This window comes from Pseudomonas sp. SYWMCR5 (genome assembly GCF_057197165.1).
This window is the reverse complement of sequence record NZ_JBXUNH010000003.1, coordinates 220793-235852: the sequence shown is the minus strand read 5'-3', so window position 1 is coordinate 235852 and position 15060 is coordinate 220793. Positions and strand designations below refer to the sequence as shown.

The following is a 15060-nucleotide window of genomic DNA, read 5'->3' as shown; positions in this document are numbered from 1 at the left end:
ATGGACGCATTCAACTACCGCGACGGTGAACTGTTCGCGGAAGGCGTGGCCCTGTCGGCCATTGCCGAACGTTTCGGCACGCCCACCTACGTCTACTCGCGCGCCCACATCGAGGGCCAGTACCGTAGCTACACCGACGCCCTGCAAGGGGTCGAGCACCTGGTGTGCTTCGCGGTCAAGGCCAACTCCAACCTCGGCGTGCTGAACCTGCTGGCTCGTCTGGGCGCAGGCTTCGACATCGTTTCCGGTGGTGAACTGGAGCGTGTACTGGCCGCTGGCGGCCGTGCCGACCGCGTGGTGTTCTCCGGCGTCGGCAAGACCCGTGAAGACATGCGCCGCGCACTGGAAGTCGGCGTGCACTGCTTCAACGTCGAATCCACCGACGAACTCGAGCGCCTGCAAGTGGTGGCCGCCGAGATGGGCAAGGTCGCCCCGGTCTCGCTGCGGGTCAACCCGGACGTCGATGCCGGCACCCACCCGTACATTTCCACCGGCCTCAAAGAGAACAAGTTCGGTATCGCCATCGCCGATGCCGAAGCCATCTACGTGCGTGCCGCACAGTTGCCCAACCTGGACGTGGTCGGTGTCGACTGCCACATCGGTTCGCAGCTGACCACCGTCGACCCGTTCCTTGACGCCCTCGACCGCCTGCTCGACCTGGTCGACCGCCTTGCCGACTGCGGTATCCACCTGCGTCACCTCGACCTGGGCGGCGGCGTCGGCGTGCGCTATCGCGACGAACAGCCACCGCTGGTCGCCGACTACATCAAGGCCATCCGCGAGCGCGTCGGCGCACGCGACCTGGCCCTGGTGTTCGAGCCCGGCCGCTACATCGTCGCCAACGGCGGCGTGCTGCTGACCCGCGTCGAATACCTCAAGCACACCGAGCACAAGGACTTCGCCATCATCGATGCGGCGATGAACGACCTGATCCGTCCGGCGCTGTACCAGGCCTGGATGGGCGTCAGCGCGGTCAAGCCACGCGAAGGCGAAGGCCGTGCCTACGACCTGGTCGGCCCGATCTGCGAAACCGGTGACTTCCTCGCCAAGGACCGCCAGCTGAACCTCGCCGAAGGCGACCTGCTGGCCGTGCAGTCTGCGGGCGCCTATGGTTTCGTCATGAGCTCGAACTACAACACCCGTGGCCGTTGCGCCGAAATCCTGGTCGATGGCGACCAGGCCTTCGAAGTCCGCCGCCGCGAGACCATTGCCGAACTGTTCGCCGGCGAAAGCCTGCTGCCGGAGTGAACCCATGCTGCTGCGTTTCACCAAGATGCACGGGCTGGGCAACGACTTCATGGTCCTGGACCTGGTCAGCCAGCACGCGCACATCCAGCCCAAGCATGCCAAGCAGTGGGGTGACCGCCATACCGGCATCGGCTTCGACCAGCTGCTGATCGTCGAGGCGCCGAGCAATCCGGAAGTGGACTTCCGCTACCGGATCTTCAATGCCGACGGCTCCGAAGTCGAACAGTGCGGCAACGGCGCGCGCTGCTTCGCCCGTTTCGTGCTGGACAAGCGCCTGACCGCGAAGAAGCGCATCCGCGTCGAAACCAAAGGCGGTGTCATCGAGCTGGATGTGCAGAACGATGGCCAGGTCTGTGTCGACATGGGCCCGCCGCGCTTCATCCCGGCCGATATCCCATTCATCGCCGACCAGCAGGCGCTGAGTTATCCACTGGAGGTCGATGGCCAGGTCCACTCGATCGCCGCGGTGTCCATGGGCAACCCGCATTCGGTGCTGCGCGTCGATGACGTGCGCAGCGCCCCCGTGCACGAGCTGGGGCCGAAGATCGAGCACCATCCGCGCTTCCCGCAGCGGGTCAACGCCGGCTTCATCCAGGTCGTCGACCGTCACCGTGCCAACCTGCGGGTATGGGAGCGCGGTGCCGGCGAAACCCAGGCCTGCGGCACCGGCGCCTGCGCCGCCGCCGTAGCAGCCATCGCCCAGGGCTGGATGGATTCTCCCGTGTCCATCGACCTGCCGGGCGGGCGTCTGAGCATCGAATGGGCCGGCCCCGGCAAACCGGTGCTGATGACCGGCCCGGCCGTACGCGTCTACGAAGGACAGGTTCGTCTCTAAGCGAGTATCCGCCATGACCGATCAGCCACAGGTTGTACCCGAGCAAGCCGCCGACCTCGACGCCGAGACGGTGGTCGCCTACCTGCGTGCCCACCCAACCTTCTTCGCCGAGCATGACGAACTGCTCATCGAGCAGCGCATCCCCCACCAGCGCGGCGACAGCGTGTCGCTGGTGGAGCGCCAGCTCAAGCTGCTGCGCGACCGCAACATCGAGATGCGCCATCGCCTGTCGCAATTGATGGATGTGGCACGCGACAACGACCGGCTGTTCGACAAGACCCGCCGCCTGATCCTCGACCTGCTCGACGCCAGCAGCCTGGAAGAGGTGGTGATGGCGGTCGAAGACAGCCTGCGCCAGGAGTTCCAGGTGCCTTTCGTCAGCCTGATCCTGTTCGGTGAGAACGCCGCGCCGGTCGGGCGCTGGGTCAGCGGTGCCGAGGCGCAACAGGCCATCGGTGGCCTGCTGGGCAGCGGCAAGACGGTCAGCGGCAACCTGCGCGAGCATGAGCTGGCCTTCCTGTTCGGCGAAGACCAGCGCAAGGATGTCGGTTCCAGTGCCGTCGCCTCGCTCGAGCACCAGGGCCTGCACGGCGTGCTGGCCATTGGCAGCCGCGACCCGCAGCACTACAAGAGCAGCGTCGGCACCCTGTTCCTCACCTACATCGCCGAAGTCCTCGGTCGCGTGGTTCCGCGCTTCACCCAGACGCTGCGCTCGGTGCGCTGATGGAACGCCAGCTGGAAGCTTATTGCGCGCACCTGCGCAACGAGCGCCAGGTGTCCGAGCACACCCAGCTGGCCTACCGCCGCGACCTGGAGAAGGTGGTCGAATTCTGCAACACCCAGGGCATCGCCAGTTGGCAGGCCCTGCAGATCCAGCAATTGCGCCAGCTGGTGGCGCGCCTGCACCACCACGGCCAATCATCGCGCAGCCTGGCGCGCCTGCTTTCGGCGGTGCGCGGCCTGTATCGCTACCTCAACCGTGAGGGGCTTTGCCAGCATGACCCGGCCAACGGCCTGACCCCGCCCAAGGGTGAGCGTCGCCTGCCCAAGACCCTCGACACCGACCGCGCCCTGCAACTGCTCGACGGCGGCGTCGACGACGACTTCATCGCCCGTCGTGACCAGGCCATTCTCGAACTGTTCTATTCCTCGGGCCTGCGCCTGTCGGAACTGACCAACCTCGACCTCGAACAACTGGACCTGGCGGGCGGGCTGGTCCAGGTGCAGGGCAAGGGTGGCAAGGCCCGCGTCCTGCCGGTCGGGCGCAAGGCGCGCGAGGCGCTGCAGGCGTGGCTGAAACTGCGCGGGATCAGCGCGCCACGCGACGGGGCGATGTTCGTCACCCGCCAAGGCAAGCGCCTGGGGCCACGGGCCATCCAGTTGCGGGTCAAGGTCGCCGGCGAACGCGAACTGGGCCAGCACCTGCACCCGCACATGCTCCGCCACTCCTTCGCCAGCCACCTGCTCGAATCGTCCCAGGACCTGCGCGCGGTACAGGAGATGCTCGGCCACGCCGACATCAGCACCACGCAGATCTACACCCACCTGGACTTCCAGCACCTGGCCGCCGTGTACGACAGCGCCCATCCACGGGCCAAACGCAGCAAAGGCAGCGACTCATGAGTATCAAGCTGATCACCTTCGACCTGGACGACACCCTGTGGGACACCGCACCGGTGATCGCCAGTGCCGAGACCGTCCTGCGCGACTGGCTTGCCGCCAATGCCCCAAACCTGGGCGGTGTGCCGGTCGAGCACCTGTATGCCATCCGCGAACGCCTGGTGCAAGCCGAACCGGGCCTCAAGCACCGCATCAGCGCCCTGCGCCGGCGCGTGCTGTTCCACGCACTGTCCGACGTCGGCTACAGCGAGCAACACGCCCAGGAGCTTGCCAATGAAGCCTTCGAGGTGTTCCTGCATGCCCGGCATCAGGTCGAGGTGTTTCCCGAAGTGCAGCCGGTACTGGAGATCCTGCGCCATCACTATGTGCTGGGCGTCGTGACCAACGGCAATGCCGATGTGCGGCGGCTGGGGATCTCGGACTACTTCCGCTTCGCCCTGTGCGCCGAGGACCTGGGGATCGGCAAGCCGGACCCGGCGCCGTTCCGCGAAGCGCTCAAGCGCGGCGAGGTCGAAGCCAGTGCGGCGGTACACATCGGCGATCACCCGGGAGACGACATCGCTGGGGCCCAACGCGCCGGCCTACGCGCGATCTGGTTCAACCCCCAGGGTAAGGCCTGGGCCGGCGAGCAGGCGCCGGATGCCGAGATCCAGCGCCTGTCGCAACTGCCCGACGTGCTCGCACGCTGGCGCTGACGGCCCTATCGCGGGGCACGTCGGATTCCACCCACAAAAAAGCCCGCAGCGACGGCGGGCTTTCTTGTATCCAGCCACTCAGATAGGGCGGCTGCCGTACTTGTTGTCCGGCTTCTTGGGCGGATCGGCAACCACGTTGGCCTCGACTTCCTGGACCTTGCCACCGCGTGCCAGGAACTCTTCCATGGCGCGCGCCAGCGCGTCGCGCTCCTTCTGCTTGGCTTCCATGCTCGGCATCTCGTCTACCGAGACTGCCGCCTTGGACTTGCCTTTGGCGGCAGGTGCAGGGCTGCTGTCGTCGTCGCCGGCGTCTTCCGCGCCGTCGTCGGATGCCGCGTCAAGGGCCTCATCACCCTCGTCTTCGTCGCCTACTTCGAGGTCATCATTTTCCAGATCGTCGTCGCTCATGTTCTACCTCATGACTTGCGAAAAGCAGGTTAGTTATAGACCAGTGATGCCGTAGACCGGCAGCCACCAGTGAAAATTCAACTGGCCGTGGGTTGGCCACTGCCTTGGATGTGCGGCCCCTGGTGAGGGCGTTTCACCCAGCAGATCCCAGCTCCTGGCGGGATCTGACGAAATCCTTGAGCCACCGCTGCTGGCCTTGCGCTATTGGCAAGCCTAGCAAAGCGTGGCGAAGTGTGTGGAAGGCACTGCAAACACCCTTCCGGCGCGCATTCTAGCGCGCCGGGAGAAAAAACAAAGCTCCATCAGTACCCGCTTTTCTGTAAGTTTTCTGCCTGCGTCACGAACGTGCCGGATAAACCGTTTGCCTACCGGCGAAACGGTAAAAATCAGGCAAAAAAATGCCCGGACAAGCCGGGCAAGTTTTTTACTGCAGGGCGGTTACAGGTTGTAGCCGCGCTCGTTGTGCTGAGCCAGGTCGAGGCCGACCGACTCTTCTTCTTCGTTGACCCGCAGGCCCATTACCACGTCCAGCACCTTGAGGATCACGTAGGTGACGATGGCGGTGTAGGCCACGGTGAAGATCACGCCCTTGGCCTGGACCCAGACCTGCGCACCGATATCGGTGACCGCGCCGAAGCCGCCCAGGGCCGGTGCTGCGAACACACCAGTGAGAATCGCGCCGACGATACCGCCAATACCATGCACACCGAAGGCATCCAGCGAGTCGTCGTAGCCCAGCTTGCGCTTGAGGCTGGTGGCGCAGAAGTAGCAGATCACACCCGACGCCAGGCCGATTACCAGGGCGCCCATAGGGCCGACGGTGCCGGCAGCCGGAGTGATGGCGACCAGACCGGCGACCACACCCGAAGCGATGCCCAGGGCGCTGGGTTTGCCGTGGCCGATCCACTCGGCGAACATCCAGCCCAGCGCGGCGGCGGCGGTGGCGATCTGGGTCACCAGCATGGCCATGCCGGCAGTGCCGTTGGCCGCTGCAGCGGAACCTGCGTTGAAGCCGAACCAGCCGATCCACAGCATGGCCGCGCCGACCAGGGTGTAGCCGAGGTTGTGCGGAGCCATCGGCGTGGTCGGGTAGCCTTTGCGCTTGCCCAGTACCAGGCACGCCACCAGACCTGCGATACCGGCGTTGATGTGCACCACGGTGCCGCCCGCGAAGTCCAGTACGCCCCAGTCCCACATCAGTGCACCGTCACCGCTCCAGACCATGTGCGCGATCGGCGCATAGACCAGGGTGAACCACACGCCCATGAACACCAGCATGGCGGAGAACTTCATGCGTTCGGCGAAGGCACCGACGATCAGTGCAGGAGTGATGATGGCGAAGGTCATCTGGAAGGTGATGAACACCGCCTCAGGGAACAGCGCGGTGGCCGAGGTCAGGCCAGACGGCGTCACACCGGCGAGGAAGGCTTTGGAGAAGCCGCCGATGAACGAGTTGAAATTGAGCACGCCCTTTTCCATGCCGGTGGTATCGAAGGCGATGCTGTAGCCGTAGATGACCCACAGGACGCTGATCAGACCGGTGATGGCGAAGCACTGCATCATCACCGACAGCAGGTTCTTGGAGCGCACCATGCCACCGTAGAACAGGGCCAGGCCCGGGATGGTCATGAACAGTACCAGCGCCGTGGCCGTGAGCATCCAGGCGGTGTCGCCGGAGTTCAGTACCGGGGCGGCTGCTTCCTCTGCCAGGGCAAGGCCAGGCATTACGAGGGACAATAGGGCTCCTAGCCCTGCGATCTTGCGCAGAGTCATTTGTTTTCTCCTGGGGCGTTTGGGTTTGGTGAGGCTTGTTGTGTCGCTTAGATCGCGTCGGTATCGGTTTCGCCGGTACGGATGCGGATCGCCTGCTCCAGATTCACCACGAAGATCTTGCCGTCGCCGATCTTGCCGGTGTTGGCCGCCTTGGTGATGGCTTCGATCACCCGGTCCAGGTCCTTGTCATCGATGGCGACATCGATCTTGACCTTGGGCAGGAAATCGACCACGTATTCGGCGCCACGGTACAGCTCGGTATGGCCTTTCTGCCGGCCGAAGCCTTTGACTTCGGTCACGGTGATGCCTTGCACGCCGATTTCCGACAGCGACTCGCGCACGTCGTCCAGCTTGAACGGCTTGATGATGGCAGTGACTAGCTTCATGAAACTCTTCTCCCGATTTGGTGGACTTGCCCCAGGAAAACAAACCCGTCTCAAGTCTAAGCGCAGCGCCTGGCTTTGTAACGCGTCGTCGGCTCCATTCCCCCACCGACGCACGTTTTCGGCGGGTGACGAGGGACCCTTGCGGCTCCGCCTGCACACTGCCCGATCACAAGGGACTGCATCAGTGCATGGCGCACAGAGGCCTTTGCAGAAACCTTGCCAGATCCGGCAAAAGGCCAGAAAACAAGTAGTTGCGTGCAATGCTCGGGATTAGCCCATGGCCAGTACGGCGAAAGCTGCACGATTCTGGTGCATAGAGTCATAGCGAGCTGCTCAAAAAGTGTGCATCCAGCCCCCGGAATACGCCGTGCTACACTGCCCACCTTTCACACGCACGGAACAACCCGACCCATGCTCGCGCCCAAAGCCCTTCTCGACGCCCTGAGCGACCAGGCCTCGCGCCTGTTCAGCGGCGACACCGCGCAGCCGCGCGCCGAACTCGAAAGCCAGTTCAAGATCCTGATGCAGAGCGCGTTCAGCAAGCTGGACCTGGTCAGCCGTGAAGAATTCGACAGCCAGATGGTGGTCCTGGCGCGCACCCGCGCGCGCCTCGAAGCCTTGGAGAAGCAAGTGGCCGAGCTGGAGGCGCGCATGGCGCCGCCGGCCCAGGACTAGCCACCCTTAGAGATATCCGGCCGGCCTCCGCGCAGAGGCCGGCCGGAAACATCAAACGCTTCCTACGAAGAATAGGGAGCATTCAAACAAGATGAAACTTATTTAAAGTTCACCTCCCCGGTTGACTTCGATACTACCCTTGAATAAAGTTCGCTCGCCCTGAGAAAAGGGGCCTTTTTTCCATTCACTGAAGAATTCAATGGACACAGTATCTAGTCGCTGCCTGACCGCCGCCGCACGGCCCGGTCAGGCACTTGAACCGGAACACCGGTCCCGACACCCTGGTCGGGCAAGCCGCGCCAGAGCCTGATGCTCCGCCGTGACTTGCCCCAGCCGGTGTCCGCCGGTTGGAGGCAAGCTCATGAACCTCACGTCATTCGTTTCACATCGCCTGCACGCCTGCCTGGCGCGTTTGCAGGCCCGCGCCTGGCCGCCCCGTGGCCCGTGCGCTCCAGCCCAGCCCTCCGCCGCCGTGTGCGGCCCGCAGTTGCGTGCCGTATGGCAGGCACACCCCTGCCACGGAAAACTTCAGTTGCGCCTGCACTGGCACCACGACGACAGCCAGGACCCTCCAGGTAGACGGGGGCTGCTGGCACGCCTCTGCGCTCGCCTGAGCCCCCAGACGTTCCACTGAACAACTGATATAGAACAGTAACTTCTGATCGAACTTTCAATCTTGAAAGTTCGCCGGACGGTTATTGCCCATTGTTTATTAACGAGGAATACAAACATGGAATGCGCGAGTAGAAAGTTCGCTGCCGAAACAACTTCCGACCCTCGGCAGCGGACAGACAACTGTCGGAAAAACCAAGCATTTTTCTGCGACCCGACATGCCTTCGTTCACCCCCTGAGTGAAACGTCTGTGTGTCGTGCCGCCGCAGCGGCAGGAGCACAGCAACATGACCGTCAAACACCGCAACACCGCACCGGCCAAGGCCGAACGCGAAACCCGCCTGTCCACCCGCGCCGCCCGTGAAGCGCGCAATGGCCTGTCCGTCACCCTCGCCAACCTCGATGCGAGCGAGCATGGCCTGACCGAACACGAAGCCGCCAAGCGCCTGCAGCGCGACGGCGCCAACCAGGTCGCCCACGACCAGCAACCCCACGCCCTGGTGCAACTGCTCAAGGCCCTGCACAACCCCTTCATCTACGTCCTGCTGACCCTGGCCGGGATCAGTTTCGTCACCGACTACTGGATGCCGATCAGCGCAGGTGAAGCGGATGACGCCGACCTGACCAAGGTCATCATCATCATGACCATGGTCAGCCTCAGCAGCCTGCTGCGCTTCTGGCAGGAGTACCGCTCGAACAAGGCCGCCGACGCCCTCAAGGCGATGGTGCGCACCACGGCCACCGTGCTGCGCCGCGAACAGTTCGGCCAGCCGCCGCGTCTGCGCGAAGTGCCCATGGACGAACTGGTGGCCGGCGACATCGTGCAGCTTTCGGCGGGCGACATGATTCCCGCTGACATCCGCCTGCTCGAATCACGCGACCTGTTCATCAGCCAGGCGGTGCTCACCGGCGAAGCGCTGCCGGTCGAGAAGTACGACACCCTGGGCAATGTCGCGCAGAAGTCCGCCACGACTGACAGCGCTGACCAGGACAACCTGCTCGAACTGCCGAACATCTGTTTCATGGGCACCAACGTGGTCAGCGGCCGCGCCCGCGCCGTGGTGGTCGCCACCGGTCGACGCACCTACTTCGGCTCCCTGGCCAAGGCCATCGCCGGCTCGCGCAGCCAGACCGCCTTCGACCGCGGCGTGAACAGCGTCAGCAGCCTGCTGATCCGCTTCATGCTGGTGATGGTACCGGTGGTGTTCATGATCAATGGCCTGGTCAAGGGCGACTGGGGCGATGCCTTCCTCTTCGCCCTCGCCGTGGCCGTGGGCCTGACCCCGGAAATGCTGCCGATGATCGTCAGCGCCAACCTGGCCAAGGGCGCCGTGGCCATGGCCCGGCGCAAGGTGGTGGTCAAGCGCCTGAACGCCATCCAGAACCTGGGCTCGATGGATGTGCTGTGCACCGACAAGACCGGCACCCTCACCCAGGACCGGATCATCCTCGAGCACCATGTGCGCATCGACGGTGAGCGCGACAAGCGCATCCTCGAGCTGGCCTGGCTCAACAGCCACCACCAGAGCGGCGTGCGCAACCTGATGGACCAGGCCGTACTCCACTTCGCGGCCCAGGACCGCGCGTTCCAGGCGCCCTACGCCTACGCCAAGGTCGACGAGCTGCCGTTCGACTTCATTCGCCGTCGCCTGTCGGTGGTGGTGAAGAACGCCCTGGGCGATCACCTGATGGTGAGCAAAGGCGCGGTCGAGGAAATGCTCGCCATCGCCACCCATGTGCAGGAAGGCGAAAGCGTCGTGGCCCTCGATGAGCGTCGGCGCCAGCGCCTGCTGGCCAGCGCCGATGCCTTCAACCGCGACGGCTTCCGCGTGCTGGTGGTCGCCACCCGCGACATTCCGGCAAGCGAAGGCAAGGCGCAGTACCACACCGACGACGAGCGCGACCTGGTGATCCAGGGCTTCCTGACCTTCCTCGACCCGCCCAAGGAAACCGCCGGCCCGGCCATCTCCGCCCTGCGCGACATGGGCGTGCGGGTCAAGGTACTGACTGGCGACAACCCGGTGGTCACCTGCAAGGTATGCCGCGAAGTCGGCCTGGAGCCCGGCCTGCCGCTGCTTGGCCAGGACATCGAGCGCATGGACGACACCACCCTGAAGATTCAGGTCGAAGAACGCACCGTCTTCGCCAAGCTCACCCCACTGCAGAAATCCCGCGTGCTCAAGGCGCTGCAGGCCAACGGTCACACCGTGGGCTTCCTCGGCGACGGCATCAACGACGCTGCCGCCCTGCGCGACGCCGACGTCGGTATCTCGGTGGACAGCGGCACCGATATCGCCAAGGAATCGGCAGACATCATCCTGCTGGAAAAAAGCCTGATGGTGCTCGAGGAGGGTGTGCTCAAGGGTCGCGAAACCTTCGGCAACATCATGAAGTACCTGTGCATGACCGCCAGCTCCAACTTCGGCAACGTGTTCTCGGTGCTGGTGGCCAGTGCGTTCATTCCCTTCCTGCCGATGCTGGCGATCCACCTGCTGCTGCAGAACCTGATGTACGACTTCTCCCAGCTGTCGCTGCCGTGGGACCGCATGGACAAGGAGTTCCTCAGCGAACCGCGCAAGTGGGACGCTCGCAATATCGGCCGCTTCATGCTGTGGATCGGACCGACGTCGTCGATCTTCGACATCACCACCTTTGCCCTGATGTGGTACGTGTTCGCCGCCAACAGTGTCGAGATGCAGGCGCTGTTCCAGTCCGGCTGGTTCATCGAAGGGCTGCTGTCGCAGACCCTGGTGGTGCACATGCTGCGCACCCGCAAGGTGCCGTTCTTCCAGAGCACTGCGGCGCTGCCGGTGATCCTGGCCACGGGCCTGGTGATGGCGCTGGGCATCTACATCCCGTTCTCGCCAGTGGGCGCGATGGTCGGTCTGGTGCCGCTGCCGTGGGAATACTTCCCTTGGCTGGTCGCCACCCTGCTGGGCTACTGCGTGGTCGCTCAGACCATGAAAACCCTCTACATCCGCCGCTTCGGACAGTGGTTCTGAGCCAGCAGGGAGAGCAGACCATGCGCGTACTGATCTGTGCGGGACGCAACTACGCCGACACCCGGCGCTGCCGCCAGGCCCTGGACGATGTCCAGCGCCAGCGGCCGATCCAGGTGTTGATTCACGGCGGCAGCCAGTTCCTCGGCGGCGAGATCGAAAGCTGGGCACGCGAGCACGGCGCCGACCTGGTGCGCTACCCGCCCAACTGGCAGCTGCACGGCAAGCAGGCCGAACGCCTGCGCAACCTGTTCATGTTCACCGACAGCCGCCCCGAGTTGTTGCTCGCCCTGCCCGGGGGCGACGACACCGAGGAGCTGCTGGCCAGGGCTCGCGGCGCCGGGGTGCCGGTGATCTGCGGCAGGCAACCACGACAACCCGAGCGGGAGGAGCATTGCCATGACGCCTGAAAAGCCTGATGAGCGAGCCCGTTTCTCGCTCACCCACGACCTGCCACCCGCCCAGGCCCGGGCGGCGCGGCGCAATGTGCTGTTTGTGATCGTGACCTTGGTGTTGAGTGGGGTGTTGGTGGTGTTGTTTGGGGTTGAGGCGCGGCTGTCTGGAGGCTGAGAAAAACTGCGCCTAACCGGCTAGCGTCCCGCATTTTTGCGCTTGCTCCGCCCACTGATTTAACATGGCACCTGACTACGGCGACAGCAGAAAATTTGTCGGCGGAGCTGCGTAGGCCTGGCATGCCAAGGTCATATGAAGGGAAATCGCAAGCATCTGGGTTGTTCTGCTTCAGTGCAGGAGACTCGCTTTCGAGGCCGTCCTTCCGCGTAGTCACCTGATATTCCGAATCTTGGCCCCGGTCGCGTGATACGCGGTGACCGGGGCCAAGTACCTTTTGGCGCCGTCAACGCCTGAAAAGCGTGATGAGCGAGCCCTTTCTCGCTCACCCACGACCTGCCACCCGCCCAGGCCGGCGCAGCGCAGCGCAGCGCAATGTGCAGTTTGTGATCGTGACCTTTGTGTTGAGTGTGGTGTTGGTGGTGTTGTTTGGGGTCGAGGCCAGCAACGCCTGCTTAGTAGGGCGGACTCTTCGAGGCGCCGCGAACAACAGCGCAGCAGGTGCCATTCACAGCGGTGCCTGCTTCGCGGGCAAGCCCGCTCCCACAAGTACTGCACCGGTTCCGATGGATCTACAGAACCCCTGTGGGAGCGGGCTCGTCCCGCGATCGGGCGCGCAGCGGCCGCCAACCAGACAACGCAGATAGCCCTGAAACAGCACGAAAACCGCCTGACCGGTGTTACAAGCCGAGCCATGGGGCAACCGACGTATGAAAGATCTGAAATTGCACCCGGAGCCTTCAGCCCATAATCCCTGGGAAGTATCCTACGCGCTTTGCGGAAGCCTCTTAATTGTCGGGGAAATGCCTCAGGGATAACTTCGCTGGGTCGCCCACATTGGCGGCTGGGTGTGAGAAGCCCAAGTGTTTCAGGAATGGCTTCCCGTCATGGTAGCCGTGCGCGAGCAGGTTTCGACCTGGCCGTGTCCCTGGACCACGGACTTCTCACCTCGTGCACGGCTGCCACCCTAATCCGTGAGAAGGGTTCTGGTGGCAGCTCCAGATGTCGTCCAGGAGTTGAACCATGAAGAAACTCGTCCCCGACCCACCCCGCCTCAAGCTCATCAACAACCCCTACTTCTCCATCCACACCGACATGACCCCTCCCGACGCCCTGGCTCACGCCAGCGAGCTGTTACGCGGCGTTGCCGAAACCATCGACGAACACTGCCGCACCTATGCCGGTGTACCCGGCCTGCACATGCTGTCGAACGCCGCGCACTCCGCCGAAACGGCTCGCGCGCTGATCGAACATGCGCTGAACCGGATGTGACCCTGAGCCCGTCAAGGAGTGATGAACATGAGCGGTAACCAATCCGGTCGCACCACCGCAGGTGTTGCCACCTTTCTCGAGATGTTTCGCGTACAGCCCGGTGTCCCCTATGAGCGCGCCATCGAAGAAATCTCAGTGCTGGTGGGCTGTACACGTGATCTGAGCGATCAGTTCACAGGGGAGGCAAACCCTGCGGCAATCACCGCCCTGCACTACCTCAGCGCCCTGGCCAAAGCGTTGTTGAATGATCTTGAGGTCAGCCGTAACGCTGGCGTCTGAAACCTCACGACCAAGCCTCGATACCGCCTCGGCATCGAGGCCCAGGCAAATGCTGCACGAGCACGCTTCAATGAGCTGAAGTCTCAGGCCGCGCAAGAATCCGTCACTAAAGTATTCCCTCCCTGTGCCGTTAACTGCCTCAACTGGAAGGATTTATTTAGCTGGACTTTGCGCAAGTCGAGCTAACCCATGGAAGGCACCGATGCAAAGTGACCGGAAAGGACATGCAGCTGCCGTAACGCTGCAGACCGGGCAAGGCGGACTGTTGTCCGTCGTGCGACATACGAAAATGTCAACACATGGAAAATACGCTATGCAATTCAAGAAACGGATCTTCGCGACCCTGGCCGTTACCTCCCTGTTCGCTGCCGGTGCAGCGCATGCAGGCCCTCCCGTGCAGATCACCGTCAAGAATCTGGGCACTGCCGAAGCCAAGTACTCGATGATCGGCAACAACGAAGCCCTGACCAACGCCAGCGCAACGCCCAAGCCCAAGGATTCGATCCTGCCGAACCAGGCCTTCACCTTCGTCGTGACCGGCCCCCTGAGCCCAGACGTCACCACCGCCTTCGTGCGCTACGCCATCGGCGGCAAGTCCTGCGTGTTCCGTACCTCGTTCGTCAACACGATTGCCCCGGGCGGGCTGGGTGGCACCATCACCAAGATCCCGAAATGGACCAAGGATGCCGATGCCAGCGGCGGCGCTCGCTGCACCGCAACCATCACCTCGACCAGCCTGTCGAACTATTCGTGGAACGTCGAATTCACGATCAAGTAAGTCGCTGAACGTTCTGCCCCGGAGCGATCCGGGGCAGAACGGGTCCAAAGTAGACGCAGCATCCCCGCTGCCCAGAGAGATACGGAGACGATCATGGATGGTGTCAACAGCCTGCCGGCGTCACAGGTAAAAACCCTCAACGCAACTCAAGGCACTGGCAAGCCAGATGAAAAGCCTGACGCCACGGCCTCGGTCACGGCGCCCCAGAAAACGGGCAACTCGGATAACGCCAGCATCTCGCCACTGGCGCAGTTGCTCAGCGACGCAGCAGCGCGCGCGGCAAAGCGCGACGCCAGTGCTGACCGTAGCGGCCTGAAAGCCATCGCCGAGCAGGTAACCCGCGCTATTCACAGCCCGGCGTTCGAGCAGTCCAAGGTCGAACGCGATGCCGAAACGCCCGCTTCGGACGACCCACAGCGCCTCGAGCAAGCACGTCAGGCAACCGCCTTCCTGAACAACAAAGGTTCCAACCCGTTCGCGGGCATGTCCATGGAACAACTCTCTCTAGTCGTGCATGACGACAGCGGTGCATTTACAGTCAACGAACGGCGCGCAGCGCTGGTGGAGACCGGTGCACAAGAAGAGGCTTGGTCCAGGGCGGTTTCGCAGAAGTTGATGGACGAGTACAACCGCGACGGGCACATGTCACCTAAAACCCTTCAAGGCATCCTGGATTATTACAAGGGCCTGCCGCCGATCATGGAAGCCCAGCTTCCCGACAACTACGAACATGATTTGAACAAACTCATCCAGTACGCCGAAAAAGAACAATCGCACAGCAAGGATCAACTCCAATCGCTGCTCGATCTGGTCTTGGCAAAACGCCTTGAATACACCGACAAGACAGCAACGCAAGACACCTGAATTTATTCAACCAGGTGCCCATCGTATTGAGTGGGAATACCTGAA

Annotated in this window: 17 protein-coding genes; 14 read left to right on the top strand and 3 right to left on the bottom strand. The window is 63.2% G+C overall.

What is annotated here, in order from left to right:
- From lysA to AC2CGW_RS11500, 5 genes are read left to right on the top strand one after another with little or no spacing between them, the layout of a single operon-like run.
- Positions 1-1248 carry a diaminopimelate decarboxylase gene (gene lysA, locus AC2CGW_RS11520; RefSeq protein ID WP_151925471.1) on the top strand — a complete coding sequence of 416 codons (1248 nt, stop codon included), beginning with the start codon at positions 1-3 and terminating at the stop codon, positions 1246-1248.
- 4 nt (positions 1249-1252) lie between these two features.
- The gene (dapF, locus tag AC2CGW_RS11515) at positions 1253-2083 is read left to right on the top strand and encodes a diaminopimelate epimerase (protein WP_186710918.1); all 831 of its coding nucleotides are present in this window, start codon (positions 1253-1255) and stop codon (positions 2081-2083) included.
- Between the two features lie 13 nt (positions 2084-2096).
- Complete coding sequence (locus AC2CGW_RS11510) at positions 2097-2807, top strand: DUF484 family protein (protein WP_484574059.1); 711 nt, start codon at positions 2097-2099, stop codon at positions 2805-2807.
- A complete protein-coding gene (xerC, locus tag AC2CGW_RS11505; protein ID WP_186667369.1) occupies positions 2807-3706 on the top strand; it encodes a tyrosine recombinase XerC in 900 nt (299 codons plus the stop codon). Before AC2CGW_RS11510 ends, xerC begins: the two co-directional genes overlap by 1 nt.
- Positions 3703-4398, top strand: a complete 696-nt coding sequence (locus tag AC2CGW_RS11500; RefSeq protein WP_186667368.1) for an HAD family hydrolase — start codon at positions 3703-3705, stop codon at positions 4396-4398. Before xerC ends, AC2CGW_RS11500 begins: the two co-directional genes overlap by 4 nt.
- A 78-nt stretch (positions 4399-4476) precedes the next feature.
- Here the strand turns inward: AC2CGW_RS11500 and sutA are convergent, their stop codons facing one another.
- The 3 genes from sutA to glnK form a co-directional block, all read right to left on the bottom strand.
- Positions 4477-4806: a transcriptional regulator SutA gene (gene sutA / locus AC2CGW_RS11495; protein ID WP_186667367.1), complete on the bottom strand. Its 330-nt coding sequence runs from the start codon at positions 4804-4806 to the stop codon at positions 4477-4479.
- 438 nt (positions 4807-5244) lie between these two features.
- On the bottom strand, positions 5245-6579 hold the full coding sequence (locus tag AC2CGW_RS11490) for an ammonium transporter (protein ID WP_186710912.1): 1335 nt from the start codon (positions 6577-6579) through the stop codon (positions 5245-5247).
- A gap of 47 nt (positions 6580-6626) precedes the next feature.
- Complete coding sequence (gene glnK / locus AC2CGW_RS11485) at positions 6627-6965, bottom strand: P-II family nitrogen regulator (RefSeq protein ID WP_002555808.1); 339 nt, start codon at positions 6963-6965, stop codon at positions 6627-6629.
- A 411-nt stretch (positions 6966-7376) separates the two neighbouring features.
- Between glnK and AC2CGW_RS11480 the strand changes: the two genes are divergently transcribed.
- From AC2CGW_RS11480 to AC2CGW_RS11440, 9 genes are all read left to right on the top strand, one after another.
- On the top strand, positions 7377-7640 hold the full coding sequence (locus tag AC2CGW_RS11480) for an accessory factor UbiK family protein (RefSeq protein ID WP_065861730.1): 264 nt from the start codon (positions 7377-7379) through the stop codon (positions 7638-7640).
- A gap of 361 nt (positions 7641-8001) precedes the next feature.
- Positions 8002-8274, top strand: a complete 273-nt coding sequence (locus AC2CGW_RS11475) for a hypothetical protein (protein ID WP_288377570.1) — start codon at positions 8002-8004, stop codon at positions 8272-8274.
- A gap of 266 nt (positions 8275-8540) precedes the next feature.
- Entirely contained in the window at positions 8541-11255 is a 2715-nt protein-coding gene (gene mgtA, locus AC2CGW_RS11470; RefSeq protein WP_484574058.1) for a magnesium-translocating P-type ATPase, read from the top strand.
- A gap of 20 nt (positions 11256-11275) precedes the next feature.
- Complete coding sequence (locus tag AC2CGW_RS11465; RefSeq protein WP_484574057.1) at positions 11276-11662, top strand: DUF2493 domain-containing protein; 387 nt, start codon at positions 11276-11278, stop codon at positions 11660-11662.
- Positions 11652-11822: a hypothetical protein gene (locus tag AC2CGW_RS11460; RefSeq protein WP_186667362.1), complete on the top strand. Its 171-nt coding sequence runs from the start codon at positions 11652-11654 to the stop codon at positions 11820-11822. Before AC2CGW_RS11465 ends, AC2CGW_RS11460 begins: the two co-directional genes overlap by 11 nt.
- 1023 nt (positions 11823-12845) lie before the next feature.
- Positions 12846-13094, top strand: a complete 249-nt coding sequence (locus AC2CGW_RS11455; protein WP_054893665.1) for a hypothetical protein — start codon at positions 12846-12848, stop codon at positions 13092-13094.
- A 27-nt stretch (positions 13095-13121) separates the two neighbouring features.
- Positions 13122-13373: a DUF3077 domain-containing protein gene (locus AC2CGW_RS11450; RefSeq protein WP_054893666.1), complete on the top strand. Its 252-nt coding sequence runs from the start codon at positions 13122-13124 to the stop codon at positions 13371-13373.
- A gap of 313 nt (positions 13374-13686) precedes the next feature.
- A complete protein-coding gene (locus AC2CGW_RS11445) occupies positions 13687-14151 on the top strand; it encodes a hypothetical protein (protein WP_484574056.1) in 465 nt (154 codons plus the stop codon).
- 93 nt (positions 14152-14244) lie between these two features.
- On the top strand, positions 14245-15015 hold the full coding sequence (locus AC2CGW_RS11440) for a hypothetical protein (protein WP_484574055.1): 771 nt from the start codon (positions 14245-14247) through the stop codon (positions 15013-15015).
- Positions 15016-15060 lie beyond the last annotated feature (45 nt).

What these genes read in the sequence shown, in the direction of transcription:
- lysA (WP_151925471.1), top strand. Translation starts at nt 1, where the DNA reads ATGGACGCATTCAACTACCGCGACGGTGAACTGTTCGCGGAAGGCGTG.
- dapF (WP_186710918.1), top strand. Translation starts at nt 1,253, where the DNA reads ATGCTGCTGCGTTTCACCAAGATGCACGGGCTGGGCAACGACTTCATG.
- AC2CGW_RS11510 (WP_484574059.1), top strand. Translation starts at nt 2,097, where the DNA reads ATGACCGATCAGCCACAGGTTGTACCCGAGCAAGCCGCCGACCTCGAC.
- xerC (WP_186667369.1), top strand. Translation starts at nt 2,807, where the DNA reads ATGGAACGCCAGCTGGAAGCTTATTGCGCGCACCTGCGCAACGAGCGC.
- AC2CGW_RS11500 (WP_186667368.1), top strand. Translation starts at nt 3,703, where the DNA reads ATGAGTATCAAGCTGATCACCTTCGACCTGGACGACACCCTGTGGGAC.
- sutA (WP_186667367.1), bottom strand. Translation starts at nt 4,806, where the DNA reads ATGAGCGACGACGATCTGGAAAATGATGACCTCGAAGTAGGCGACGAA.
- AC2CGW_RS11490 (WP_186710912.1), bottom strand. Translation starts at nt 6,579, where the DNA reads ATGACTCTGCGCAAGATCGCAGGGCTAGGAGCCCTATTGTCCCTCGTA.
- glnK (WP_002555808.1), bottom strand. Translation starts at nt 6,965, where the DNA reads ATGAAGCTAGTCACTGCCATCATCAAGCCGTTCAAGCTGGACGACGTG.
- AC2CGW_RS11480 (WP_065861730.1), top strand. Translation starts at nt 7,377, where the DNA reads ATGCTCGCGCCCAAAGCCCTTCTCGACGCCCTGAGCGACCAGGCCTCG.
- AC2CGW_RS11475 (WP_288377570.1), top strand. Translation starts at nt 8,002, where the DNA reads ATGAACCTCACGTCATTCGTTTCACATCGCCTGCACGCCTGCCTGGCG.
- mgtA (WP_484574058.1), top strand. Translation starts at nt 8,541, where the DNA reads ATGACCGTCAAACACCGCAACACCGCACCGGCCAAGGCCGAACGCGAA.
- AC2CGW_RS11465 (WP_484574057.1), top strand. Translation starts at nt 11,276, where the DNA reads ATGCGCGTACTGATCTGTGCGGGACGCAACTACGCCGACACCCGGCGC.
- AC2CGW_RS11460 (WP_186667362.1), top strand. Translation starts at nt 11,652, where the DNA reads ATGACGCCTGAAAAGCCTGATGAGCGAGCCCGTTTCTCGCTCACCCAC.
- AC2CGW_RS11455 (WP_054893665.1), top strand. Translation starts at nt 12,846, where the DNA reads ATGAAGAAACTCGTCCCCGACCCACCCCGCCTCAAGCTCATCAACAAC.
- AC2CGW_RS11450 (WP_054893666.1), top strand. Translation starts at nt 13,122, where the DNA reads ATGAGCGGTAACCAATCCGGTCGCACCACCGCAGGTGTTGCCACCTTT.
- AC2CGW_RS11445 (WP_484574056.1), top strand. Translation starts at nt 13,687, where the DNA reads ATGCAATTCAAGAAACGGATCTTCGCGACCCTGGCCGTTACCTCCCTG.
- AC2CGW_RS11440 (WP_484574055.1), top strand. Translation starts at nt 14,245, where the DNA reads ATGGATGGTGTCAACAGCCTGCCGGCGTCACAGGTAAAAACCCTCAAC.